Below are 24,237 nucleotides of genomic sequence, written 5' to 3' on the forward strand. Positions count from 1 at the left end.
GGGCGCGGGGCGGCGGGGCGGCGGGTCAGAAGAGGGCGCCGCCCGCGACGTCGGCGTGGGCCTGGACCTCGGGGGCCGCCGCGTCCAGCCGCCCCCTGATGTCGACGAGCAGGGCCAGTTCCTCCGGGGCCAGGGCGCGCAGGACCTCCAGCTGGTCCTCGCTGAGGCGGTCGGTGTCGAAGCCCGCGTCGGTCAGCGCCCGCAGGGTGGGCGCGGGCGGGACGCCGCCGGACGGGGCGGCAGCGGACGGGGCGTCGTCGTGCGGGGCGTCGTCCTCGGTCACGGGTGTCCTCCGGGGTCTGCGGCGAGGGAGAGGAAGAGCCGGGTGAGCAGGTCCGCCGTGTGCAGCGCGCTGACGGAGACGGCGGTCCGCAGGTCCGGGGGGAGCGCGAGTGCGTCGAGCACCCGGTGGAGGTCGTCGAGGTGGCCGCCGTCGAGCTCGGCGTGTTCCCTGAGGGTGCGGAAGGCGGCGCCGGGGAGGCCGGTGGCCTCGGCGAGGCGGTCGGCGAGCCGGGGGCCGGGGGCGTTGCCCTCCAGGACCGCGATGTAGCCGAGCAGCGTGACGGGGTGCTCGTGCTCGATCCGGTAGTACTGCGCGCCGGCGAGTTCGACGGCGACCGGGTGCGGTACGGCGGCCGGCCGGGAACCGGCGGCGGCGAGGTCGTCCAGCAGCCAGGCGTCGTGGTCGCGCTCTTCCGCGGCGTGGCGCAGGCAGTACGCCGCGAGGCGGCGGGCGGCCGGGTCGTCGAGTTCGGCGCACCGTTCTGCGGCCCGCTCCAGCAGCGGCACCGAGGCCCGTACGACCGGATGCATGGCCGCCAGGTAGCGGGGGTACCGCTGCCGCAGCCCGTCCGGTCGCCACAGGAGCGCGGTCGCGGCCCGCAGGGCGGTGGTGGTCGGCATGAGCTTGGTCCTGAGCGCGAGGGACGCGGTGGCGGTCATCGCCGGCTCTCCTGCGCTGCGGGCGGCACGGCCGGTGCGGCCGGTAGGGCCGGTGCGGCCGGTAGGGCCGGTGCGGCCGGCGGCTCGACGAGGTGCGCCCAGCGGGCGCAGCCCATGCGGCGCACCAGGGCGGCGGGTCCGGCGGCGAGCTGCTGCTCCGCGGCGAGCCGGTCGAGGAGTTCGCCGACCCGGCCGCCGCCGTCGCGGGCCGCGCCCGCGAGGACGTCGGGGCGGTCGGCGAGTGCGTGGCAGCTGCGGCAGTAGCCGGCCGGGGCGGGCGCGGTCCCGTGGCGGGCGTGCAGCCGCCGGGGGCCGACGGCGCGCAGCATCCGCAGGACCGGGGAGCCGAGCGAGCGTTCGCGGACGGCCGGCCAGTCGTCGTCGGCGATGTGTCCGAGCCTCAGGTGCGCGGGGACGGGGCGGCGGTCCACCGTCCCCTGGTTGCAGCAGGCGGTCACGGTCCCGTCGAAGGCGACCACGGGCCAGGCGGCGAGGGTGCAGGGCGCCGCCTGGGAGCCGTCCGGTCCGGCGGGGGTCGCGGGGACGAGGCCGGTGGCGCGGCCGAGCGGGCGGACCTCGTTGACGAGGAGGGGCACCCGGCCGGCGAAGGCGCGGCGGACGTCCGCGACGGCGTCCGCGAGGTACGGGTCGTCGGGGCCGGTGCCGGTGAGGTGGACACTGGCGGGGATCCCGGCGTCGAGCACGGCCCGCAGGGCGCGCAGCACGTCCGCGCGCGGCACCTCGCGCTCGTGGTGGACGTCCAGGCTCGCCGAGAAGTGGTCGAGGGCCGTGATCGCCCGCATGATCCGGTCGGGGACGCGGCCGCCGCGGGCGAAGAACATCCCGCTGAGCAGTGCCGTGCGGGAGCCCGCGGCGCGGGCGAGGCCGGCCAGCCGGGCGGCGAGTTCCGGCAGCAGCAGCGGTTCGCCGCCGGTCAGCATGACGACCTCGGGGCGGTCCCGCGGGCCGAACGAGCCGATGAAGCGCAGCAGGTGTGCCGGGTCGGGCTGCTCGGCGGCGGTCATGGAGGAGCCGGTCGAGCAGTGCGCGCAGCTCATGGGGCAGCGGCGGGTGAGCGCCACCAGCAGGCCGCCGCAGGGCACCGGCCGCAGGCCGATGAGTTCCGCCAGCTCCACGTCTCCTCCTCGGTGCGCGTGCCGCGCGCTCGTGCCGCGCGCGGATGATGGCCGAGATCGTGCCCGCGGGCGCCGGATTTCCGGTTCACGAACGCCTGGTGACCGGTTGGTCCGCAGGTGGGAGCGGCCGGCGCGGGACACCGGCGGGGCGTGCGGCGGGGGTTCGGGGGCGTTCCGCGTCCGTGTGCTCGGCGCATACCGGTGCCGAACCGGTGGCCAGGCGTTCCCGTACCGGGCGTCCGTACGTTTCTTCTCAGCCGGCGGGACGACGCCGACAACCGAAGGAGACGGACATGCCCGAGAACACGAACCCGGAGACCGAGAACGAGGACATCGAGGTCGTCGCCCACAGCGAGGACGAAGAGGCCGAGGCCGGCTGCATCGTCAACCACAGCCACGAGATGTGACGATCAGTCACTTCGTGTGAGCACCGCGCGGGCCACCCGGTTCCCGGCAGTTCCTGCCGGGGCCGGGGGCCCGCGGCCACTCTGGCACCGGAACCGCTGGGAGCGGCCCGACCATGAAGATCCTTCTCTGTCCGCTCAGTGACGGCGGCTACCTCTATCCCGCGGTCGCGGCCGGTCTGGAGCTCCGCAGCCGGGGCCATGACGTCAGCGTGCTGGGCCGGTCCACCGCGGCGGCCGTCGCGGCCGACGCCGGACTGCCGTTCGCCGCGGCGGAGGAGTACGGCGGCCACCGGGCGTTCTCCGCCACGTGGTGGGGGCCGGGCGGTGCGGCCCAGTACCGGGCGACCGTGCGCGCGGCCCGGGAGACGGGGGCCGACCTGCTGATCACCTCCGTGCTCTGCAACGGCGCGCTGCTCGCCGCCGAGACCCTGGACCTCCCGGTGGTGGTGGTCGGGCTCTCGGTGCACCTGTGGGACTACGCGGCCGGTGGTGACGACGAACCGCACCTGGGCCGCACCCGGCAGAGCCGGACGCACGACTGCCTGCGGATCCACGCCGGCCTGCGGGAGGAGACGGGCCTGGCGGGCCGCGCGCCGCGGTGGGCGGACGAACCGCTGCTGGGCGACGCGCTGCTGCTGCGGGGGGATCCGGAGCTGGAGTACCCGGGTGCACTGCTGCCCGAGCGGGTCCGGCACGTGGGGCCGCTGCGCTGGGAGCCGGCGCCCGGACCGGGTGAGGCCGAGGCGATCGGAGAGCACCTGTCGCGGTCGGGCAAGCCCGTCGTGTACGTCCATCTCGGCCGTTCCTTCGAGGGCCGGAGCCTGTGGCCGCGGCTCAACGAGGCCTTCACCGGCGGCCGGTTCCAGGCCGTCGTCGAGCAGGGCCGCTCGACCGATCCGCGGCCCGCCCCGGACGCGGACGTCCTGCTGGTCCGCAAGCGGTGGATGGGGCCGCTCGTCGACCGCGCCGGCCTCGTGCTGAGCAGCGGCACCTCCGCGCCCGTGCTGGCCGCGCTCCTTCGCGGCCTCCCCCTCGCCCTCGCGCCCAACGGCTCCGAGCAGCCCCTGCTGACCGGCGCCTGCATGCGGGCCGGTGTGGCCGCGCACTTCCCCAAGAGCCCGGCCGTGCCGGCTCCGGCGCTGCTGGAGTCCGCGTGGCGGGACGACGGCCTGCGGGCCCGCGCCCGCGTGCTCGGCGGCCGGCTGGCCGCGACGGACGGCGCGGCGCGCGCGGCCGACGTCGTCGAGCGGGTGGCCGGGGCGTCCGCCGCTCCCCCGGCCGGGCCGTCCGTTCCCACGAAGGAGAAGCATGAGTACGCGATCAGCGGGCCTGGATGAGGCCCTGGCCGGCCTGTCGGCGGGCGCGCGGCGCTGGACGGCGCAGCACGCGCCCTACCTCGACTCCCCGGCCGCCCGCGGCGAACTGCCGGTGGTGCCGCGCGTGAAGGCCCTCCTACAGCTCGCGATGCTCCGCCGCTCCTGGGAGAGGTGCGCGCCCGGGGACCCCTTGCTGGCCGGGGTGGCCGGGGTGGTCGAGACGGTCTGGCAGGACCCGGGCTTCCCCCGGCTCCTCACCCTCGAAGGCCGGCACGCCCGGCAGTTCGAGCTGATGTACGGGGCGCTGGACCCGGCCGGTGCCGCCGGCGGAGCGCCCCGTGCCGTGCTGGACCGGCTGGCGGCCGGCAGCTACCTGGCGCCGGGCCGCAAGCCCCCGTTCCTGCACCTGGAGGCCCGGTTCTACGCCGATCTCGCGGGCGTCCCGCACCGGTTCGCGCCGTACGAGGAGCTGTACGCGGCGAGTCCGCTCCCCCGTGCCGCCACGCTGCCCGCGGCCGACCTGGACGGCTGCCAGGTCGCGCACACCCTCTGCTACCTCGGCGACTTCGGCCTGCGCGGCCTGCCGCTCCCCGAGGACGAGCGGGGGCGGGCCCTGCGCGTGGTGGAGCGGCTGACGGACCACTGCGTGGGCCTCGGCGACTGGGACGTCACGGCGAAGCTGCTGCTCGCCCAGTACTGCCTGGGCGCGGACCCGCTGCGCACCCCCTCCGGCGCGGCCGGCCTGCGGATGCTGCACGCGGCACAGGCCCCGGACGGGGCGGTCCCCGGACGCTCCGCCGCCGAGCGGGCCCCGGCGGACGCCACGGCCGTGGAGCACTTCCGCAAGTCCTACAAAGTGACCCTCGTCGTGGCGCTGATGACGCTCGTCGTCACCGGCGGCCGGACCGGCGAACCCGCCCTGACAGCGGCAACGGCCGTACGGGAGAACCTGTGAGCATCGACCAAGCGGTGAACGTCGGCCTGCCCGTGAACATCGGCCGGGCACCCGGATCCGGCCCGGAGGCCGCGGCCCCCGAGCCGCTCCCCTCCGGCGCCCGCCTCCTGAAGGGCGAGCGGAACTGGTGGTTCCTGGGCCCGGGCGGGGTGGCCCGGCTCCGCGACCGGCACGTCACGCCCGAAGGGGCCCTGCTCCCCGACGCGGAACGGCGGCTGCACGAGAGCGGCATGTTCGCGCCCGGCCGGATCACCTCCTACGCGCTGACCGTCCTCACCAGCACCCACTGCAACCTGGGCTGCGGGTACTGCTTCCAGAACACCGCCCAGGACCAGGGGGGCGGCAGCCGGCCGCCCCGGATCGGCCGGAGCCGCCTGACCTCGGACACCATCACGGAGATCCTCGGCTTCACCGAGCGGCAGATGGCCGCCGCCGGCCTGGAGAAGCTCAGGATCCTGCTCTTCGGCGGGGAGCCCCTGCTCAACCCGCGCGGCTGTCTGGAACTGCTGGAGCGGGCCGCGGACATCGCGCCCACCTCCGCCTGGATGATCTCCAACGCCACGCTCCTGACCCCGCCCCTGGCCCGCCGGCTCGCCGGCCTGGGGCTGACCTCCGTCCAGGTCACCTTCGACGGCGACCGCGCCGACCACGACCGCATCCGGGTCGGCCGGGCGGACGGCGGCGCCACCTTCGACAAGATCGTCGGCAACATCGCCCGGGCCTCCGAGGCCACCGCGCTCCAGTGGACGCTGCGGGTGAACGTCTCCCAGGAGACCTTCCACGGCGTGGACGCCCTGATCGACCGGCTGGCCGGCGCGCTCGACCCCGCCCGGTGCACGCTGTACTTCGCCCGGATCGGCGACGTGGGGGTCGGCTACGCCAACAGCCTGCTGCACACGGGCGAACTCCCGGCCGCCTTCAGCCGGTGGCAGCGCCGGGCGCTCGACCTCGGCTTCACCGTGGGCCGCCCCGGCGCCCGCAAGACCTGCGTCACCTGCGGCCACACCGGCGGCCGCTACGGCGCGGTGGTGAGCGCGGACGGCACCCTGGCCAGCTGCTGGGAGACCGCGGGCAAGCCCGACTGGGAGGTCGGCACGGTCGGTGACGGCTACCTGCCGGGCGAGCGGACCCGCGACCGCTGGATCGCCTGCCAGGACCTCTACCGCTACGACGAGGACGCGCTGACCCTCGCGCGGTTCCGCGACTCCGTCGACACCGCCCTGCTCGACTACCTGCACGAGACGGGGCGCCTGTAGCCATGTCCTCCCCCCTGGAGCGGCTGTCCTCGGGCGCGCTCGGCTGGCTGGCCGCGAACCTGGACCACTTCGACCCGTTCTCCGCGGACGCCCGGTCCGCGGCGCCGCAGGGCAGGGCGAAGGCGGCGCTGGAACTGGCGCTGCTCTGCCACTGCGCGGCCCGGCCGGCCGGCCCTGCGGACGGACTGGACGGGGCCGCGGCCCTGGTCCGCGAGGTCTGGCAGGACCCGGCCCTGCCGCCGCTGTTCGCCGCCGTCCCCGCGTACGCGTCCGCGTACGGGCTGGCCTGCGCCGCACTGGCCCCGGACGGGATCGACGGCACGCAGGTCCGGGAGGCGCTCGCCGGGATCGACCCCGGGTTCCTCTCGCCGCGGGGGAAGTCCCCCTACCAGCGCATCGAGATCCGCCACTACGCGGACAAGGCCGGGGTCCCCCACACCGTCGAGCCGTACGCCGAACTCCTGCCGCACAGCCCGCTCCTCGCGCTCCGCCCCGCCGGGCCCGGGGACACCGCGTCGCCGGACGGGGCACCGCTCACCGTCCCGCAGGCGTACGCCGTGACGCACACCGCCTTCTACCTGGGCGACTTCGGCCGGACCTCCCCCGGGCTGACCGGGGACGCGTCGGCGCACGCCCTGGACCTGGTCGACCGGCTGCTGCGCCACTGCGTCGGGCACGACCTGTGGGACCTGGCCGCGGAGCTGGTCCTCACCCTGTTCATCCTGGGGCTCGATCCGCTGGACACGCCGTCCGGAGCCGCGGCCGTGGGCTGTCTGCTGCGGGCCCAGCGGCCCGACGGGGCCCTCCCCGGGCGGTCGGCGGCGCTCGCGGCGACGCCGTGCGCGCCGGGCCGGGAGTTCTTCCGCAGGGCGTACCACACGACCCTGGTCACCGCCCTCATGGCGCTGGCCGTCTCGTCGCCGAGGCCGTCGTGACACCGCGGCTGACCCTGATCAACCGCGACTACACCCGGCTCTGGGTCGGCCAGGCCGTGTCGTCCGTCGGGGACGCCGTCTTCAGCACGACGCTGGTGCTGTGGGTGGCCACCGTGCTGGCGAAGGACGAGCCGTGGGCGCCGCTCGCGGTCAGCGGCATCGTGATGGCGTCGAGCGTCGCCGTGCTGGTCGTCGGTCCGCTCGCGGGCGTGTTCGTCGACCGCTGGGACAAGCGCGCCACCATGCTGCGCTCCGAGGTGGTGCGCGGCGCGCTGGTCGCCGTGCTCACGGCCGCCGCCTTCCTGCCGGCCGACGCCCTCCCGGCCGGCGTCTGGCTCGGCCTGGTCTACGCGACCGTGCTCCTGCTCCACACGGCCGGCCAGTTCTTCTCCCCGGCGCGCTTCGCCGTCCTCGCCGACCTGGTGACCGGGGACGCCGACCGCGCGCGGGCCGCCGGCATCGGGCAGGCCACGGGCGAGACGGCCTGGATCGTCGGTCCGCCGCTCGCCGCACCGCTGCTGTTCGGCGCCGGGCTGCAGTGGGCCCTGCTCTTCAACGGGCTGACGTACGCGGTGTCCTACGCCGCGATCCGCGCCATCCGCGTCCCCGGGCCCGGCACGGCCGGCACGGCCGGCACGGCCGGCCCCAGACGGCCCGCCGGGCGGCAAGGGGCGGGGCTGCGGCGGGAGTTCGCGGACGGACTGCGCTTCTTCGCCGGCAGCCGGTTCCTGGTCGCGCTGCTCCTGCTCTCCGTCATAGGGCAGTTCGGGATCGGGGCGCTGGGCACCCTCAACGTCTTCTTCGCCACCGACAACCTCCACGCGGACGCCCGCCTCTACGGATACCTCGGCATGGCCATGGGGGCGGGCGGCATCGCCGGGGCGCTGGCCGGGGGCCGCGTGGTGCAGTGGCTGGGGGCGCGCCGGACCACCTGGACCGCCCTGCTGGTGAGCGGTGTGCTGCTGGTCGCCTACTCCCGGCAGACCTCCTTCCCGGGCGGTGTCGCCCTGCTCTTCGTGTTCACCGTTCCGCTCACCGTGCTGAACACCGCGATGTCGCCGCTGCTGCTCGCGGCGGCGCCCCCGGAGTACCGGGGCCGGGTGACGGCCGTGTTCTACCCGGTGACGCGGCTGGCGTCGATGCTCTCCGCGGCCCTGTCCGGCTGGCTCGCCGGATCCGTCCTGCGGGACGCCGGGGGCTCGCTCGGCGGGCTCCGGTTCGGTCCCGTCGACACGGTCATCGCCGCGTCGGGGCTGATCGTCCTCCTGGCCGGCTTCTACGCGATGGCCGCCCTGCCCCGCACGGAGGCCGCCGCCGGGCAGGACGCCCCGAAGGCCGCCCCCGCGCCGCACCCCGTTTCCCGGCCCGATCCCAGATGAGGGAGCAGCGAGTGACACCGGAGCCCCGCCGCTATCCGTACGCCGAACGGCAGGAAGCCGTCGAGGAGCTGCACGGCGTGCGCGTCCACGATCCGTACCGGGCGCTGGAGGACGCCGAGGCCGTCGCGACGCTCCGCTGGGCCGCGGAACAGGACGCGCTCTACGAGGCGGAACGGGCGGCCTGGGCGGACCTGGAAGGCTGGCGGGCCGAGGTGGCCGCGATCGACGCCGTGGACCGCGTACGGTCGCCCCGGGTCCGCGGCGACAGGACGTTCTGGCTGCGGCAGGACGCCGGCCGGGAGCACCCCGTGCTCATGGTGGCGGAGGCCGGGACCGAGCGGGTGCTGCTGGACCCCGTGTCCCTCGACCCGTCCGGACGCACCGTGCTCGACGCCTGGGAGCCCTCCGTGGAGGGCGACCTGCTGGCCTGCCAGGTGTCCCGGAACGGCACGGAGGACTCGCTGCTGCGGGTCCTCGACGTGGCCACCGGGAAGGTCGTGGACGGGCCGGTGGACCGGGTGCGCAGGTCGTCGATCGGCTGGCTGCCCGGCGGCCGGGCGTTCTACTACGTCAGGAACCTCGACCCGCGCCTGCACCCCGGCGAGGGGCGCTACCACCGGCGGGTGTGCCTGCACCGGGTCGGCACGGACCCCGCGACGGACGCCGTGGTCTTCGGCGAGGGGCGGGACAAGACCCAGTTCTACAGTGTTTCGGTGACCGCGGACGGCCGCTGGCTGGCCGTCACGGCCACGCTCGGCACCGGCCGCGGCACCGACCTCCACCTGGCCGACCTGTCGGCGGGGCCCCCCGAGCGCCCCGACCTGCGGCCCGTCCAGGAGGGCATGGACGCCGCCACCCGCCTGTACGCGGTGCCCGGCAGCGGCCCGCGGGACCCGGTGTGGCTGCGCACCGACCGCGACGCCGCCCGCGGACGCGTCGTGGCCTGCCGGCCGGCCGAGCTCCACCTGGGCCCCGGTGCCTGGCGCGAGGTGGTCCCCGAACGGCCCGGCGCGGTGCTGACCCACTTCACCGTGCTGTCCGGTCCGGAACCGGCGCACCCGCTCGGCCTGGCCGCCTGGACGCGGAACACGGTGGCCGAGGTGACCGTGCACGACCTGGTCGAGGGCCGGCAGGTCGGCGTGGTCCCGCTGCCCGGCACCGGCGCGGTCGGCGACTTCCGCGCCGGGACGCCCGGCGGCCACGAGGCCTACTTCGCCTACACCGACTTCGTCACGCCGCCGCGGGTGCTCCGCTTCGACGCCCGGACGGGCCGGGTGACGCGCTGGGAGCGCGACGCCCCGGACGCCGCCCCGGACGCCCCGGGCGTCGGCGGCGCGGTCACCCGCCAGGTGTCCTTCCCCTCGCGGGACGGCACGACGGTGCGCATGTTCGTGATCTCCCCGACCGGCCGCCCGGACGTGCCGCGCCCCGCGCTGCTCACCGGCTACGGCGGCTTCGGCAAGACGATGTCGCCCCGGTACCGCGCCCAGGTCCTCGCCTGGGTCAGGGCCGGCGGGGTGTTCGCCTGGGCGGGCCTGCGCGGCGGCGGCGAGGAGGGCGAGGCCTGGCACCTGGCGGGCAGCGGGAAGAACAAGCCGAACACCTTCGACGACTTCGCGGCGGCAGGCGACCACCTGATCGCGGAGGGCTGGACCGCGCCGGGGCGCCTCGCCGCCATGGGCGGCTCCAACGGCGGGCTGCTGGTGGGCGCCGCCCTCACCCGGGAACCGGAGAAGTACGCGGCCGTGGTGTGCTCGGCCCCCCTGCTGGACATGGTCCGCTACGAGCGGTCCGGGCTCGGGCCCAGCTGGACGCCCGAGTACGGCAGCGCGGGTGACCCGGCCATGCTGCCGGTGCTGTTCGGCTACTCCCCCTACCACCGGGTCACGCCCGGGACGGCCTACCCGGCGGTGCTGCTGGTCGCCGCGGACGGGGACACCCGGACCGATCCGCTGCACGCCCGCAAGATGTGCGCCGCGCTCCAGCACGCCACGTCGGGCACCGGTCCGGTGCTGCTGCGGCTGGAGCGCGGCGTCGGCCACGGCGACCGGTCCGCGTCCCGCGCGGTCGCCCTGCAGGCCGAGTGCCTCGCCTTCCTGGCCCGGCAGGTGGGCCTGCCGGCCCCGGTGCGTCCCGGTCGGGACACGGCCTGACGGCCTTCTTCGACGCGCTCTGCCGCGTCACCGTTCTCCTCCCTGCCGCCCGCTCGAAATCCGGGGCTGCCGCAGGCCCGCCCGCCTGAGCGCGATCTCGGCCAGGGCGGTGACGACTTCACGGTCACCGCGGCGCCAGGCGTCCGCGAGGCCACCCGGCGGGGCGGGGACCGCGCGGAGGTCGCCCAGTGGTCCTGTGAGGGCGCGCAGCGCGAGGAGATCGGCACCTCCGGGTGCGTCGAAGACGCTTCGGACGGTGGCGCTCCGGCGGATCCAGCGCAGGCGCGGAGGAAGCCACGCCAGGAGTACGAAGGCCACGGGGACGACGATCAGGACGACCGCGGCCAGGGTGGCCAACCGGCCGACGGCATCCTGCAGGGACTGTCCGGCGTCGGCGAGCCCGGTGCCGGCATCGGCCGCGGACTGGAACGGCTTCTTCAGGAGGCCGCCGACCAGTGGTACGTCCGAGGCTGATTCGCCGGCGTCGGCAAGGGCGTCGGCGAAGCCTTCGCCCGCGCTCTCCACCTTTCGTCCCGGCTCGGCCAGCAGCATGATCGCGTCGTGGACGGTCAGCGCGAACCACACCGCGCCGGCGATCACGACCAGGGCGGTCAGGTCCGCGAGGATCTGGCGGTTCCGCCGCGCTGGGGTCTGGGCATAGAGAAGCATCGGCTGCTCCGCTCCTGTTCCGGTCATGGCGTCGAGGGGCCGCCCCCGGCGCCGCCGGGCTCGGCCCGGTTGCTCGACCGTACGTCGGCCCCGGCCCTTCCACCGGTGTTCACGGGTACGAGTCCGCACCACGTCGCCCCCGCCGAACCGGATGGCGTCTCGTGGAACCAGTGGTTCCACGAGACGCCGCAGGGTTTCGGCTCAGCGCTTGAGCGTGAAGCCGAAGTCGCCGGCCGGCTTGCCGCTCAGCCGGACCACGGAGACGATCCGTCCTTCGGCGGCCAGCCGCTCGGCCTCCGCCCGCGGGAAGCCGAAGCCCTCGGCGATCAGCCGCAGCGGCCGGACCGGGATCCGCGCCGCGAAGCGGACCGAGACGTCGACGGCTTCGGCGCCGATGTGCATCGCCCCGCCGGTGTCCAGGCGCCAGGCGCCGTCCCAGTCGAGGGCGATGCGGTTGCGGCGCTGCAGAACCGGATCCCGGAGCAGCTCGGCCGCCAGGCCGGGGTCATTGCCGTGCAGCCGGTCCAGCAGCCCGGGCGGGACGGAGCGCACGTGCGCCCGCTCCAGGAACGTGAGCTTCGCCGTCGCACCGCAGCCGGTGCAGAGGACGAGGAGCCAGGCGTCGAGGAGCTTGTGGTTCGCGTTGACACGGAACTTGCCGTCCGCCCGGAACCGGACGGACGCGCACGCGTGGCAACGGCGCCGGACGAGGGGAAGGCAGGTGGGAGTGACCCACCAGGTCGTGAGCACAGGAGTACACCGGTATTCAGTGAGAAGTCCGCAGCAGGAAGCAGCGCGGCGCACAGGCGCGACGCGCGACAGGTCAGCTCTCGGGAGGACTCACAGGGTGTACAACGGCATGTCCTTGCCTGGACGACGTGGTTCGTCAGCACGGTAACGGCGGACGGCGGAGCAACTCCACCGGTTTTCGCCCGCCCGCCGGGCGAGGAGACCAGGACACGAAGGGGCGGGCGGGTCGAAGTGGCGCACGAGGAGGTCCGTGCCGGGGAGCACGGCCCCAGGCGCCTAGGTCAGCACGGGGGTGCCCAGTCCGGAGCCGCGCGCGTACATCCGTATCAGGTGCGGCAGTTCGTACTGGGCCGCGTGCGCGGTGACCTCGCCGCAGGGCGAGGTCACCACTCCGGCGTCGATGAGCGCCTCCACCACCCGTACGGCGTGCCGCTCGTCGCAGCCGAGGGCCTCGGCCGCCTCGGAAAGGCCGAAGGGGCCCTCCCCGGTGCCGGCGGCGAGCCGTCCCGCGTCCCGGCCCCACTCCTCGGGCAGCGCCTCCCAGCCGGGGGCCAGCCACCGCCGGACGGACACGTCTCCGGAGGTCAGTTCGTCGAGCGCCCCGGCGGGGTCGGTGAGCCGGTCCGCGAACTCCCGCAGCGGCAGGTGGCGGAGCACCGCGAGCCGCATCCCGCTCACCCGGACCGCGAGCGGCGACCCGCCGCAGGCCCGCACGATGCGCAGTGCGGCCTCCCGGTCGGCCCGTACCCGGCCCTGGCCGACGAGCCCCGCGAGCAGCTGCACCGACTCGGCGGTGCCGAGCGGCGGGACGGGGATCCGGTGCACGGGTGCCAGGCCGCCCAGCTGGCCGCGCGCGGTGAGCAGCACCCTGCCCCGCCCGCCGCACGGGAGCAGCGGCCGTACGGCGCGTTCGTCGGGCACGTCGTCCAGGACCACCAGCACGCGGTGCTCCGCCAGCCACTCGCGCCACGCCTCGGGCCCGGACGGCCCGGGCCGGCCGGCCCGTTCGCCGAGTTCCGCGAGGACGGCGGGCAGCGGGCGGGTGCGGCCGTCCGCGTCACGCAGGCCGACGCAGATCCGGCCGTCGGGGAACCGGTCGCCGAGGAGGTGGGCGGCCCGCACGGCGAGGGCGGTCTTCCCGGCCCCGGCGGGTCCCGAGAGCAGGGCGACGCGGCCGGCGTCCCCGTCCTCCAGGAGGCCGGTGAGGTGGCGCAGTTCCTCGCCCTGCCCGGTGAGGTCGACGAGGTCGGGCGGCAGGGCGGCGGGCGGCCGGACGGGCCGCGGCCGGGGGGCCGCGCCCGTCCCGGTCCGGTCGTCGCCGGCGAGGATCGTCCGGTAGCGGGCCGCCATGGCGCCACCCGGCTCCAGGCCCAGTTCCCGGGCGAGGAGCTGGCGGTAGTCGTCGTAGGCGGCGAGCGCCTCGGCCTGCCGGCCGGAGCCGCTCAGCGCGCACATCCAGGCGGAGCGCAGCCGTTCCCGGAGCGGGTGCCGCTCCACCAGTCCGCGCAGCCCTTCGGCCACCGCGGGTGCGCCGCCCAGTTCCAGCTCCGCCTCCGCCCAGCCCTCGTAGGCCGTCAGGCGGTGCAGTTCCAGCCGTTCGGCCTCCTCGGCGAGCCGGGGCGACTGCCGCAGGTCGTCGCCCAGCGGCGGCCCCTGCCACAGGTCGAGGGCCTGGCGCAGCAGCCGGGCGGCCGGGCGGGCCGACTCCCCTTCGGCGGCCCGCACCAGGGCGCGGAACCTCAGGAGGTCGAGCTCGTCGCCGGCCACGCGCAGCACGTATCCCGCGCCCGTGTGGGTGAGCCGCGGCCGGTCCGGGCCGTCGTCGCCGAGCAGGGCGCGCAGGGCGCTCACGTACACCTGGAGGTTCTTGCGGGCGGTACGCGGGGGCTCCTCCTGCCAGACCGCGTCGGTCAGCGCGTCGACGGACACCGGGCTGTTGGCCGCGCCGAGCAGGGTCGCCAGGACGACCCGCTGCTTCAACGGGCCGAGCGGCAGCGCCCGGTCGTCCCGGTGGACCGTGAGCGGGCCGAGGACGGAGAACCTCAGCGTGCCGGACGACGCTGCGGGCTGCGCGGACGGACGCGGCATCGGGCGAACCTCCGTGGGTGACGGGAGTCGGTCGGTCCGTTCGATGATCCGCGGCCCGTACCCGTCGCACATCGGTGCCGGGCCCGCAGAGTCGTGCCGCCCGTACCCCCGTCATGGGGGTCCGGGCCCCCATATAGCCGGGGGGAGCCCCCATCCCGGCGGCGGACGCACTAGGGGGTGTACGCGGACTCCGCCGACAGGGCGCACAGGGCCGAGCGGTCCTGGGAGCCGGTCTTGGCCATCAGGCTCGCCATGTGCTTCTCCACCGTGCGGGGCGAGATGCACAGGCTCTGGGCGATCTGCTGGTTGCCGGGGCGCTCCGCGAGCAGGACGAACACCTCGTACTCGCGCGGGGTGACGCCGGCGGTGCGCAGGCCCGCGGGGATCCGCTCGCGGCCGCCGCGGCGCTGCGGGACGCTGACCCCCGCCTGCCGCATGAGGGCCCGGCAGGCGCCGGCCACCGGCGGTACGCCCGCGTCGTGGAAGTACTCCTCGGCGGTCCGCAGCCAGGCGACCGGTTCCCCCCAGGAGTCGGCGAGCGCCGCCTCGGCGGTGAGCCGCAGGGCGAGGTGCCAGGCCTGCGGGAACACCGTCGCCGCCCGGCCGGCCCGTTCCACGGCGCGCAGCGCGCCGTCGGGGTCGCCGTCGCGGCCGCGCAGGACGGCGTCCGCCAGGTCGAGGAACATCCGGTTCCAGGCGAGCTGGCCGCCGGGGGAGGCCAGCGCCTCCCGGTGCGCCTCGCGGCCGGTGTCCTCGCCGTCGAGGACCCGCAGCAGGGGGCCGAGCCCGTAGCGGCCGCTGAGGTAGAAGAAGCTCGGGTGCTCCCGTTCCCAGGCGAGCGCGGCCTCGATCTCGGCCTTCGCCCGGTCCCGGTCCTCCCCCATCAGCGCGCCCACGGCCTGGCACAGTCCGCGCTGGAGGGGAACGAGCATGGACTCCTCGCCGCCCGCCCGGCGGAACCTGAGCAGGGCCTTCTCCTGGTCCCGGGCTCGTCCCCGGTGGGCGGCGAGCGTGGCGTCGACGAGGAGCAGGTAGCGGTGCGTCGAGAGGTTCTGGAGGCGGGCGCTGGCCTCCACCGACCGTTCGGTGATCTCCCGGGCCCGGTCCCAGCGGCCGCCCAGCACGCTCTGCATGGCGAGGAACCCGTCGACCGCCTGGAGCAGGGCCAGCGAACCGAGTTCGTGAGCCGCCGTGCGGGCGGTCTCCAGGCGGGTCGCCTCGCCGGTCCGCATGAACGCGTTGGTGCCGAGCCGCACGAGCGCCTCGGCCCGGTACACGGCGAGCCGGTGCTCCTCGGCGACGGCCAGCATCCGTTCCAGGCAGGCGTCGGCCTCGTCGAACCCGCGTTCCCGGGACAGCATGGCCAGCAGCTGCCACGCCTGGCAGGCCACCACGGGCCGGCCGCGCTCCTCCGCGGTGAGCGCGGCACACCGGGCGGAACGTTCCGCCTCTTCGAGCCGCTCGCGGCCGCCCTTGCCGCCCCGGCCGTCCCGTTCCGGCAGCAGCGCGAGGTGGCCCTCGACCACGGCGAGCGCCGCCTCCTGCTCCGGTCGGGGGGCGGCCCCGAGCAGGGCGCGGGCCGCCCGGATCCGGCGGCGCGCCTCCTCCTTCTGCTCCGCCATGGTCGCGACCCAGGCGACCTGCGTGTGCGCCTGGGCCCGTAATTCCGCGGCGAGCGACCCGGCGGGCACCGGCGGGAGGTCGTCGAGCAGTGCGGCCGCCTCGTCGAGCCGCCCGGACTCGGCCTGGGCGATGGCCAGCTGGACCGTGACCTCGTGCCGCTCCTCGTCGGACGCGAGGCCCCGGGCGCGCTCCAGGAGCACGGCGGCCGAGCCCGACGCGCCGGCGTCCAGCATCTGCCGGCCGACCTGGGCGAACTGCCGGGACGCCGCCACCCTGTCGCCCGCGGCCAGCCGGAGCGTGGCCACCAGCTGGCGCTGGTCCCCGGCGAGTTCGCCGGCGAGTTCCCCGGCGGAGTCCTCGATGGCCGAGGCCGCCCGGCGCGCCAGCGCGGCCTGCTCGGCGGGCGGCAGGGAGGCCCTGAGCGCGTCCGCGGTCAGGGCGTGGCGGAAGGCGTAGTGGTCGTGGGCGGCCCCGTCCGGGGCGATGATGCCGACCTCGGAGGCCGACCTGAGGTGGGCGAACAGGGCCCGGTCGTCGAGTCCGGTGACCGCGCGGAGGGCTCCGACGGAGAACCGGCCGCCGAGGGTCGCCGCGACGAGCAGCAGTTCGCGCACCGGTTCGTCGAGCCGGTCCAGCCGGCGCGCCCAGCTGCGCACCGCGCCCGCAGGCACCGTCGCCCCGCCCTGTTCCGCGAACCGCCAGCCGTCGCCTGCCCGGCTGAGCCGTCCGGTGTCCAGCAGGTCGGCCAGCAGCACCTCCACCAGGTACGGGTTCCCGCCGGCCCACCGCACGAGGTGCGCGTGCGCGGCCGGGGGCACCTCACCCGGTGCGGCGTCCAGGCAGGCGGCCGCCATGTCCCGTACGGCGGCGCCGTCCAGCGGCCCCAGCTCGCGCAGGGCGACGGTGTTGCGCAGTTCGGCGGCGAGGGCCAGGTCCAGCGCCGGGCCGGGGTCGGGGCGGAGGGTGCCGACCAGGAGGACGGGCAGCTCCGCCACGTTGTCGACGAGGTACTCGACGACCGCGATCGTCTCGGTGTCGGAGTCGTGCAGGTCCTCCAGGAGGATCACGCAGCCCCGCTCGCGGCCGAGCACCGCCAGCAGCCTGAGCAGCGCCTCGGCCAGTTCGACCAGCGATATCGCGTATCCGGGCGCCGCCGCGGCGGACCGCCATTCCGGTACGAGGCCGGCCAGCGCGGGCCGGTAGGGCTGGAGTTCCGGGTCGTCCGGGGCGCCCGCCGCCCGGAACCGGGAGGACAGCGCCTCGGCCAGCGGCCGGAACGGCACGACGAGCCCGGTGGAGGTGGCGCGGCCGCGCAGCACCGGCATGTCCCGGTCGTACGCGCGCAGGGCGGACTCGCCCGCCAGCCGCGACTTGCCGATCCCCGCCTCGCCGACGAGGAACACGGCCCGTCCGGCCCCTCTCCCGACGCTGTCCAGGGCCTCGTCCAGCACCCGTGTCTCGGCGTCCCGCCCCACGATGACCGACGACGTCGCTCGCATGGGCGCAGGCTACTTGACCTTGTTCGGGCACGGCAAAGGGCCGGGGAACCCCGGCCTCCGCCGCCCGGGCACGCCGCCGGGGCGGCGTGCCCGCCGTCCCGTCAGAACAGCGTGAGGGAGCCGGTGGTCCAGGGCACGTCGACCGAGAACGCCGCGGCGTCGGAGTCCGCCGACCGGAGCAGCCGGCTGCGCAGCCCCAGCGTCCCGCCCGTCCCGAACACGACCTCGCCGACCGGGTTCTCCTGGGCCGCGGTCTCGGTGCCGGCGCTGCCGTCGACGTACCTCACCGAGTCGTTGATCTGCATGGTCATCGTCCGTCCTTCGGGTCCGCGGGAGTGGAGTGGTGGTCGTGCCGGTCCGTGCGGTGGTGCGGTGGTGCGGTCGTGGTGCCCGGTGGGGGTCAGGCCGGGCCGGACGTGTGCAGGAGGAGCAGGGAGGGCACGCGGTCCGGGAACCCCGCCCGCAGGAGTCCGTGCCCGATCCCGGCCAGCCCGGTCAGCAGCCCGGGGTGCGCGACCCCGTCGGGGGCGCCGCTGCGGGCACCGGTCTCCTCGGCGGAGCCCAGGAGAGCTCCGGCCCGGCGGATCCAGTGCGGGCGCGCCTCCGGGACCGCGCCGTGGCCCAGGAGTTCGCACAGTCCGGCCTCGCCGTGGCAGAGGCTGTCGTCGGCGGCCGGCCTGTCCCGGCCCAGCTCTTCGACGGTCCTGCGGGACCAGGCCGCGAGGTGCGGGTCGTCCAGGGCGCCCGGCGCGTCCAGCACGGCGAGCGCGATGCCGGCGCGCCCCCGGCACCAGGCCGGGTCCCGGGCCTCGTGGCCCAGCGCCCCCCGGCCTCCGTCCGGCTCCGGGTCCCCGGCCACGGCCGCCCGCAGCGCGGACAGGCCCGCGACCCGGTACCGCCCGCCGCCGTCGCCCTCGCCCTTGCCCATGCCCATGCCCATGCCCTCGGCTGCGGCCTCGGCCTCGGCTTCGGCGAACCGCAGCAGGGCCCAGCCGAGCCCGGCGGCCCCCGTCGTGAAGCCCCGCCCCCCGGCCGTCGGGGTCGCCCCGGTCAGCCGGTCCGCGCAGGCCCGCGCGTCCCGCCAGACCTCCTGCGCCGCGTCCCCGGCACCGCCACCGGCCCGGTGCGCGGCCAGCAGGGCGACGAGCCCGCCCGCGACCCCCGCACCCACCCCGTACTCCTCCTCGGACCGGGCCGCCGCGCCCGCCAGCCGCAGCGCGGCCGACGCCCACGAGCCGACCTCGGGGTCGTCCAGCAGCCGTGCCGTCTCGGCCAGCGCGTACGCGATGCCGCCGAGGCCGGAGAAGGCCCCCGAGCCCACCGCGCCGAGGTCCTCGGGCCGGGCGCGCAGGGCGGCGAGCAGCCCGGGCACCGGCGCCAGGGCGGTACGGGCCGCCTCCGCGTAGTGCCCGGCCCCGGTGAGCGCGGCCAGCTGCGCCAGGAACAGGGCCGGCCCGGTGTACCCGCCCGCCAGGTCGGCCGGCATCGGGCCGATCCGCCAGTAGCGGTCGTCCAGGAGCTCCAGGCCGATCCAGTTGCTGCGCGGGCCCGCGCGGTAGGCGAGGGAGACCAGCCTGTCCCCGACGGACCGGGCCGCCGACAGCAGGCGCTCCGGCTCCGGGGCGCGTTCCGCCGTGCGGGTGCGCCGGTCCCGGGCGGGCCGGTGCGCGGGAGCGCGGGAGGCCGTCGCCATCGCGGCCCGCACGATCCACTCCTGGTCCTGCCGGTCGACGGTGTCCAGGGCGGCGAGCCGCGCGGCGACCCGGTCGGTCCCGGACCGGTCCGTGCGGCCGGCCGGCGGCCGCTCCGGCGTACCCCACAGCCGGTCGCGGCCCGGTCGGGCGGTGAACAGCGGTACGTCCCCCGCCCAGAGCTGGGCGATCTCCTCGTCCACCAGGCCGGGCGCGAGGACCCTGCCGAGCGCGTCGGTCCGCAGGGTCTCCAGGACCCGCTGCCGCTCGTCCGCGTCCTTCAGCAGAGCGGGGTGCGTGGACTCGTCGAGCATGGTGCTGTACACCCAGGTCGGCCGTACCAGGACCCGCACCTCGTCCTCGGCGAACGCCTTCAACAGGGCTGTCCCGTGCAGCAGTTCCTCCCTGGCCGCGGCGACCGCGGTGTACCCGGCGCGGAATCCGGCGCAGAGCGCCTCGACGTGGGCCGCCGGCTCGACGGGCCCGCCGTCCGCGAGGCGCGGCCGGTTGGCGGACTCGCCGAACCTCCCGGCCCGGCGCACCAGGCGCATCCGGTCGGTGCCGGCGTCGGCCCAGTCCGCCCGGACGACGGGCGACACCGCTTCGCGGCCGCCGCCGACCGCGGACACGTCCAGGGCGCTGTGGTCGCCCACCAGCAGTTGGGGCAGCAGCCCGACCCGGTACACGGAGTCGTGGAGCGCGCGGGCGGCGGGGTCCTCCGTGGCGGTGCCCGCCAGCGGCGGGTGGAACAGGGTCTCCACGTCGACCAGCACCGGGTGGGCGCCGACGGCGATCAGGTTCTCGTGGTGCAGGTCGGTCCCGTCGACCAGGTGGAGCAGCGCCAGCAGTGCGCCCTGGCGGCGGTAGAACGCCTCGACCTCCGCGGCCGAGGCGCAGGGCCGCGCGGCGACGAACTCCACCCACCCGTGGTCGCCGCGGTCCAGCAGCCGCAGCGTGCGCAGGTCCACGGAGCCGGGCAGCGCGTTGAACCAGTCGACGAGGTCGTTGAAGTGGCGGTGCACGGAGAGCGGCCGCGGCTTGTACACCAGCCGGGTCCCGTCGGCGAAGCGCAGCAGCATCACGCTCCGCCCGCCCCGGTGGCCGTCGCCCGCGCCCGGCTCGATGCCGACGAGCGGCCCGGGATCCCCGCCGGACCCCGCCAGCAGGCCGGCGGTCAGGGGGCCGTGGTCGTCGGCCAGCCGTTCCAGCGCCTCCGCGACGGCGTCCGCCGCGTCGAGCGCCGCCCGCCCCAGGATGCGCGCCAGCACCGGCCGGCCGGCCAGCAGCGCCGTCAGACCGCGCCGGGACGCGGTACGCCCCAGGAAGTCCCGGAACCGGGCCCGCGTGTCGTCCCCCGCGAGCCGCCCGGCGCCGCGCGCCTCGTACAGCTCCAGTACGAGCGTCCGCGCCGCGGCCCGCGCCAGCCTGCCGCCGAGGTGCCGTTCCAGGTCCTCGCGTACGGCGGTCAGGTCCACCAGCCCGCGCACCCGCCCCGACACGCGCCGCTCCAGCCGCTCCCCCGCGCGGACGGTGAACGGCCGCAGCACCCACTCGAAGCCGCTCAGCCCCGGATGGTCCCCCTCGGGCGCCACGGCCTCCGCGGGCGCGGCGGCCGTCGCCGCTTCGGCGAACGCGGCCCAGTCCGGCCGCCCCCGACCGCCGCCACCGCCGACGAGCCCGGCCTCCCACCACCGCCCGACCGCCGACAGCGAGCCCCCGTACCGCCCCTGCCCAGCCACCATCGCCCCTCCTCGACCCCGCCCCGCCGCACCGCTCCGCGCCACGCACGATCCTGGTACGCGGGGTGCCCCCGCACATGGGGGCGGGCCCCCCATGTTTTCCACCCCGCCGCGGTCCGGACTCCGGCGGGCCTCCGGCGGGCCGTGCAGTTCCGTTCCCCGCCGTGCCGTTCCGTGCCACGCCGGGGGGCGTTCCCGTCGGATACCGGTCGCATGCCGCCGCCGAACCGGTTCCATACCCGCCGCTCCTAGCGTCCGGTACGACCGCCCCGGCCCGCCCCCCACCACCCTCGCGAGGAGACCCCGTGCTCGAAGGCTTCGGCGAAGCGCTCGCGGACCGGGAGTACTACCTGCCGCTGACCCGCGTGGCCGACCCCGGGCCGCGCTTCGCCCCCGCGGAGGTGCCGCCGGGCATGCACGGCTCCGCACGGGGCATCTGGACGGTCTGGGGCGTGCCGCGGACCGGACTCGCCGGGCAGGGCTGGAAGATCCACGTGTCGGCGCGGCTGGACCGCGCACAGCACGTGCTGGACACGGTCGCCGGGATCTGCTTCTCCGAAGGCGTGCCGTTCAAGCACCTCAGCGCCCGGCTCTTCTTCCTGTTCCTCCATCACAAGCACGCCGGGCGGGCCCAGTCGGGCAAGTTCTGCGCCGTCTACCCGCCGGACACGCGGACCGCCCGCCGGCTGCTGGAGCGGCTGCGCGACGCGCTCGACGGGGAGGAGGGGCCGTACGTCCTCACCGACCGGCGCTTCCGCGACTCGCGGACGGTCCACTACCGCTACGGCTCCTTCGGCGGCCGCAGCCGGCTGCTGCCCGACGGCACCCGGGAGGGACTGGTCCGGGACGGCTCCGGCCGCGAGGTGGCGGACCTGCGGCTGCCCGCCTTCCACCTGCCCCCGGGGATCACGGACCCCTTCGTCGAGGAGGAGGAGCGGCCGCACGCGGGCCCGATCCTGATCCGCGACTACGAGGTGACCGGCGCGGTCCGCCTGGGCAACGCCGGCGGCGCCTACCTGGCCCGGGACCGGCGGACCGGCCGCACCGTCTTCGTGAAGGAGGCCCGCGCCCACAACGGCCTGGTCTTCGACGGGACCGACGCGCAGGCGCGGCTGCGGCACGAGTACCGCGTGCTGCGCGCCCTGCACGCGGCCGCCCCCGGGGTGGGCCCGGAGCCGCTGGAGCACTTCACGGAGTGGGAGCACGACTTCCTCGTCACCGAGTACGTGGCGGGGCAGCCCCTGGTGGCCTGGCTGAGCCGGTCCTCCCCGCTGGCCCGCGCCGACCGCACGGCCGGGTCCGTCGCCGCCTACTACGAGGAGTGCCGCCGCCTGCTGGCGGGGCTGGACGGCGCGCTGGAGCGGCTGCACCGCGCCGGCTACCGCTTCGGCGACCTCAGCCTGGGCAACGTCCTGGTCACCCCGTCGGGCGGGGTCCGGCTGGTGGACTTCGAGGCGGCCTCGGCGCTGTCCGGGCCGCCCTCCCCGATGGGCACCCCGGGGTTCACGCCGCCGCCCGGCCTGGTCCGCGGCGATCCCGATCCGCTGCTGCGCGACCGGTACGGCACGGCGGCGGTCGCGCTGGCCTTCCTCGCGCCGTTCAACGAGACCGCCGAGCACGCGCCCGGCAACCTGGCGCTGCTGCGCCGCGACCTGGCGGACGCGGCTCCGCCGCAGGACCTGTGGCGGCGGGCGACCGCCTTCCACCTGCCGCAGGAGCCGGTACGGGACCGGACCGGGGACGGTCCCGGCCGGCCGCCCTCCCCCGCCGAGGTGGACGCCGATCCGCGGGGCTGCCTCAGCCGGCTGGCCGGGGAGGTCGCGGCGGGGCTGCTGGAGACGGCCGACGCCGGCCGGCCGGACTGGGCCTTCCCGCCCTCGCCCGAGGCGTTCCGGACCAACAACGTGTGCCTGGCCTACGGCACGGCCGGGGTGGTGCACGCCCTGCGGTACGCCGGCGCCGGGGTGCCGGAGGAGATCGTCGAGCGGCTGCGCCGCGACACGCTGGCGCTGCGCGACGCGCTGCCCCCCGGCCTGCTCGTCGGCTCGGCCGGCATCGCCCCGGTGCTGGCCGGCCTCGGCAGCCGGGACGAGGCCGTCGACCTGCTCCGGGACGCCGACCGCCACCCGCTCACCGCCGCCTGCGGCACGCTGGCCGGCGGGCGGGCCGGGGTCGGCCTGGGCTGGCTGGCCCTGCACCGGCTGACCGGCGACAGCGGCCACCTGGAACGGGCCGCCGCCGCGGGGACGGCCCTGCTGCGCACCCCCGACCTGCCGGCCGTCCTCGGCGGGCACGACGCCCGGGGCCTGCTGCACGGCCGCTCGGGACTCGCCCTCTTCCTCCACCGCCTGGCCCGCGAGACCGGCGAGGCCCGCTTCCTGCAGGCGGGGCGGCTGCTGCTCCACCAGGAGCTGGACCGGGTCTTCCCGCTGGCCGACGGCGCCCTGTCCGTCTCCGACGACGCGCGGCACACCCGGGCCATGCCGTACCTGGCCACGGGCGCGGCCGGGGTGGCGGCGGTGCTCACCCGCTACGTGGCCACCGCGCCGGACGAGCGCTGCGCCGCGGCGCTGCCGGGGCTGGTCGCGGGCATCCGGGTCTCCTGCGCCACGAAGGAGGCGGGCCTGTACCGGGGGCTGGCCGGGCTGGCCTGGTTCCTGGCCGGGCACGCCGAGCTCACCGGCACGGACGCCGCCCGCTCGGACGCCGTGCGCGCCGCGACCGGCCTGCTGAAGTACGCGGTCCCGTACCGGCGCGGCGTCCGCTTCCTCGGCGCGGGCTCCCAGCGCTACACCGCCGACCTGTCCAGCGGCGGGGCCGGTGTCCTCCTGGCCCTGCGGCGCCTGCTGGCCGGCCCGCTCCTGCCGCCCGCCGGGCGGGATCCGGCGGGCCGTCCCCCTGAACTCCCGGGCACGGCGGCGAGCGGCCGCGCGCCCGGGTGAGCGGTCACCGACCGGTCCGACCCCGACGACAAGAGGAGAACACCATGAGCCAGATCCTCGCGCTCCAGTCCCTGGACACCGAGCCGGAGGCCCAGTCCCTCCCGCCCTGCTTCAGCGTCGCCTGGAGCATCAGCGACATCTTCCCCGAGCCGATGTAGCCGGCCGGCACCCGTGAGGGCCGGGACCGGTGGCGCCGCCACCGGTCCCGGCCCGGTGCGTTCGCGGGGCGCGGTTCAGAAGTCGAAGACCTTGCCGGTCGCGAGCGTCAGCAGGCAGTCGTTCGCGTAGACGTGCCGCCAGTGGACCGCGCGTCCCGCGTAGGTGCCGTCCGCGGTGACGGTGACCTGCGAGGAGTCGTTCGAGCAGACGGCCGTCTCCTGGCCCGGCAGCCGGTCGAGGTCGCCGTCGGCGGCGGCCAGGTCGGCGCAGGCCGCTTCCCGGTTCGGATGGTGCGGAGCCCGTCGGGCGGGGCAGTCGAGCCAGACGGAGGCGTTCCTCCCCGGGCCGCCCACGGCACGGGTGACGGTGAGCCTGACGTGGGCGTCGGCGGGCGGCGGCGGGGTGGCGGCGGCCGGGAGGGCGGCGGCCGGGGCGGCGGTGGCGAGAACCGCTCCGAGGGCGAGGGCGATCTTCTTCATGGGCGGTCCAACGCGGCCGTCCCCGCCGAGGTCACCCCGCAGGGGGCGGGGAGCACCCGGCGGCGTGAAGAGGCGCATAAGTCCCTTGTGCCGGGTGTTCCCCCTGGAGTGGGCTGTCC

General features: G+C 76.7%; 17 protein-coding genes. 7 read left to right on the forward strand and 10 right to left on the reverse strand.

The features are described from left to right. Positions 1–25: 25 nt before the first annotated feature. The 3 genes from ACQKM2_RS02305 to ACQKM2_RS02315 all read right to left on the reverse strand — a co-directional run bounded on the left by ACQKM2_RS02305 (position 26) and on the right by ACQKM2_RS02315 (position 2,078). Positions 26–205 (reverse strand): aroma-sacti cluster domain-containing protein, encoded by a 180-nt coding sequence (locus ACQKM2_RS02305; RefSeq protein ID WP_427705732.1) that lies wholly within the window; start codon positions 203–205, stop codon positions 26–28. A gap of 74 nt (positions 206–279) precedes the next feature. After that, positions 280–942: a hypothetical protein gene (locus ACQKM2_RS02310; protein ID WP_427705597.1), complete on the reverse strand. Its 663-nt coding sequence runs from the start codon at positions 940–942 to the stop codon at positions 280–282. Beyond that, the gene (locus ACQKM2_RS02315; RefSeq protein ID WP_427705600.1) at positions 939–2,078 is read right to left on the reverse strand and encodes a radical SAM protein; all 1,140 of its coding nucleotides are present in this window, start codon (positions 2,076–2,078) and stop codon (positions 939–941) included. Before ACQKM2_RS02315 ends, ACQKM2_RS02310 begins: the two co-directional genes overlap by 4 nt. A gap of 520 nt (positions 2,079–2,598) precedes the next feature. Here ACQKM2_RS02315 and ACQKM2_RS02320 point away from each other — a divergent pair. From ACQKM2_RS02320 to ACQKM2_RS02345, 6 genes are read left to right on the forward strand one after another with little or no spacing between them, the layout of a single operon-like run. Further along, positions 2,599–3,822 (forward strand): glycosyltransferase, encoded by a 1,224-nt coding sequence (locus ACQKM2_RS02320; RefSeq protein ID WP_427705603.1) that lies wholly within the window; start codon positions 2,599–2,601, stop codon positions 3,820–3,822. Beyond that, on the forward strand, positions 3,794–4,756 hold the full coding sequence (locus tag ACQKM2_RS02325) for a DUF6895 family protein (RefSeq protein ID WP_427705606.1): 963 nt from the start codon (positions 3,794–3,796) through the stop codon (positions 4,754–4,756). Before ACQKM2_RS02320 ends, ACQKM2_RS02325 begins: the two co-directional genes overlap by 29 nt. A gap of 38 nt (positions 4,757–4,794) precedes the next feature. Beyond that, positions 4,795–6,012, forward strand: coding sequence for a radical SAM protein (locus ACQKM2_RS02330; protein ID WP_427705734.1), 1,218 nt, complete (start codon positions 4,795–4,797; stop codon positions 6,010–6,012). Between the two features lie 2 nt (positions 6,013–6,014). Continuing rightward, positions 6,015–6,947, forward strand: a complete 933-nt coding sequence (locus ACQKM2_RS02335) for a DUF6895 family protein (protein ID WP_427705608.1) — start codon at positions 6,015–6,017, stop codon at positions 6,945–6,947. Then, entirely contained in the window at positions 6,944–8,326 is a 1,383-nt protein-coding gene (locus ACQKM2_RS02340; RefSeq protein ID WP_427705610.1) for an MFS transporter, read from the forward strand. Before ACQKM2_RS02335 ends, ACQKM2_RS02340 begins: the two co-directional genes overlap by 4 nt. A gap of 11 nt (positions 8,327–8,337) precedes the next feature. Next, positions 8,338–10,479, forward strand: coding sequence for a prolyl oligopeptidase family serine peptidase (locus ACQKM2_RS02345; protein ID WP_427705613.1), 2,142 nt, complete (start codon positions 8,338–8,340; stop codon positions 10,477–10,479). Between the two features lie 27 nt (positions 10,480–10,506). Here ACQKM2_RS02345 and ACQKM2_RS02350 read toward each other — a convergent pair whose 3' ends face one another. From ACQKM2_RS02350 to ACQKM2_RS02375, 6 genes are all read right to left on the reverse strand, one after another. Further along, the gene (locus tag ACQKM2_RS02350) at positions 10,507–11,148 is read right to left on the reverse strand and encodes a hypothetical protein (protein ID WP_427705616.1); all 642 of its coding nucleotides are present in this window, start codon (positions 11,146–11,148) and stop codon (positions 10,507–10,509) included. A 201-nt stretch (positions 11,149–11,349) separates the two neighbouring features. Continuing rightward, entirely contained in the window at positions 11,350–11,898 is a 549-nt protein-coding gene (locus ACQKM2_RS02355) for a DUF1062 domain-containing protein (protein WP_427705619.1), read from the reverse strand. Between the two features lie 276 nt (positions 11,899–12,174). Next, positions 12,175–13,986, reverse strand: a complete 1,812-nt coding sequence (locus ACQKM2_RS02360) for a BTAD domain-containing putative transcriptional regulator (RefSeq protein ID WP_427705621.1) — start codon at positions 13,984–13,986, stop codon at positions 12,175–12,177. Between the two features lie 170 nt (positions 13,987–14,156). After that, positions 14,157–17,108 (reverse strand): helix-turn-helix transcriptional regulator, encoded by a 2,952-nt coding sequence (locus ACQKM2_RS02365; protein WP_427705623.1) that lies wholly within the window; start codon positions 17,106–17,108, stop codon positions 14,157–14,159. Between the two features lie 101 nt (positions 17,109–17,209). Continuing rightward, a complete protein-coding gene (locus tag ACQKM2_RS02370; protein WP_427705626.1) occupies positions 17,210–17,419 on the reverse strand; it encodes a hypothetical protein in 210 nt (69 codons plus the stop codon). 89 nt (positions 17,420–17,508) lie between these two features. Next, a complete protein-coding gene (locus tag ACQKM2_RS02375) occupies positions 17,509–20,541 on the reverse strand; it encodes a type 2 lanthipeptide synthetase LanM family protein (protein WP_427705629.1) in 3,033 nt (1,010 codons plus the stop codon). A 302-nt stretch (positions 20,542–20,843) separates the two neighbouring features. Between ACQKM2_RS02375 and lanKC the strand changes: the two genes are divergently transcribed. Beyond that, complete coding sequence (lanKC, locus tag ACQKM2_RS02380) at positions 20,844–23,480, forward strand: class III lanthionine synthetase LanKC (RefSeq protein WP_427705632.1); 2,637 nt, start codon at positions 20,844–20,846, stop codon at positions 23,478–23,480. 233 nt (positions 23,481–23,713) lie between these two features. Here the strand turns inward: lanKC and ACQKM2_RS02385 are convergent, their stop codons facing one another. Continuing rightward, positions 23,714–24,118: an SSI family serine proteinase inhibitor gene (locus ACQKM2_RS02385; RefSeq protein ID WP_427705634.1), complete on the reverse strand. Its 405-nt coding sequence runs from the start codon at positions 24,116–24,118 to the stop codon at positions 23,714–23,716. Between the last annotated feature and the right edge of the window lie 119 nt (positions 24,119–24,237).

It is taken from the genome of Streptomyces sp. NPDC004126, assembly GCF_050275515.1.
GTDB lineage: Bacteria > Actinomycetota > Actinomycetes > Streptomycetales > Streptomycetaceae > Streptomyces.

Coding starts and splice junctions, on each gene's coding strand:
- ACQKM2_RS02310 (WP_427705597.1), bottom strand. CDS start 942: ATGACCGCCACCGCGTCCCTCGCGCTCAGGACCAAGCTCATGCCGACC.
- ACQKM2_RS02320 (WP_427705603.1), top strand. CDS start 2,599: ATGAAGATCCTTCTCTGTCCGCTCAGTGACGGCGGCTACCTCTATCCC.
- ACQKM2_RS02325 (WP_427705606.1), top strand. CDS start 3,794: ATGAGTACGCGATCAGCGGGCCTGGATGAGGCCCTGGCCGGCCTGTCG.
- ACQKM2_RS02335 (WP_427705608.1), top strand. CDS start 6,015: ATGTCCTCCCCCCTGGAGCGGCTGTCCTCGGGCGCGCTCGGCTGGCTG.
- ACQKM2_RS02350 (WP_427705616.1), bottom strand. CDS start 11,148: ATGCTTCTCTATGCCCAGACCCCAGCGCGGCGGAACCGCCAGATCCTC.
- ACQKM2_RS02360 (WP_427705621.1), bottom strand. CDS start 13,986: ATGCCGCGTCCGTCCGCGCAGCCCGCAGCGTCGTCCGGCACGCTGAGG.
- ACQKM2_RS02365 (WP_427705623.1), bottom strand. CDS start 17,108: ATGCGAGCGACGTCGTCGGTCATCGTGGGGCGGGACGCCGAGACACGG.
- ACQKM2_RS02370 (WP_427705626.1), bottom strand. CDS start 17,419: ATGACCATGCAGATCAACGACTCGGTGAGGTACGTCGACGGCAGCGCC.
- ACQKM2_RS02375 (WP_427705629.1), bottom strand. CDS start 20,541: ATGGTGGCTGGGCAGGGGCGGTACGGGGGCTCGCTGTCGGCGGTCGGG.
- ACQKM2_RS02385 (WP_427705634.1), bottom strand. CDS start 24,118: ATGAAGAAGATCGCCCTCGCCCTCGGAGCGGTTCTCGCCACCGCCGCC.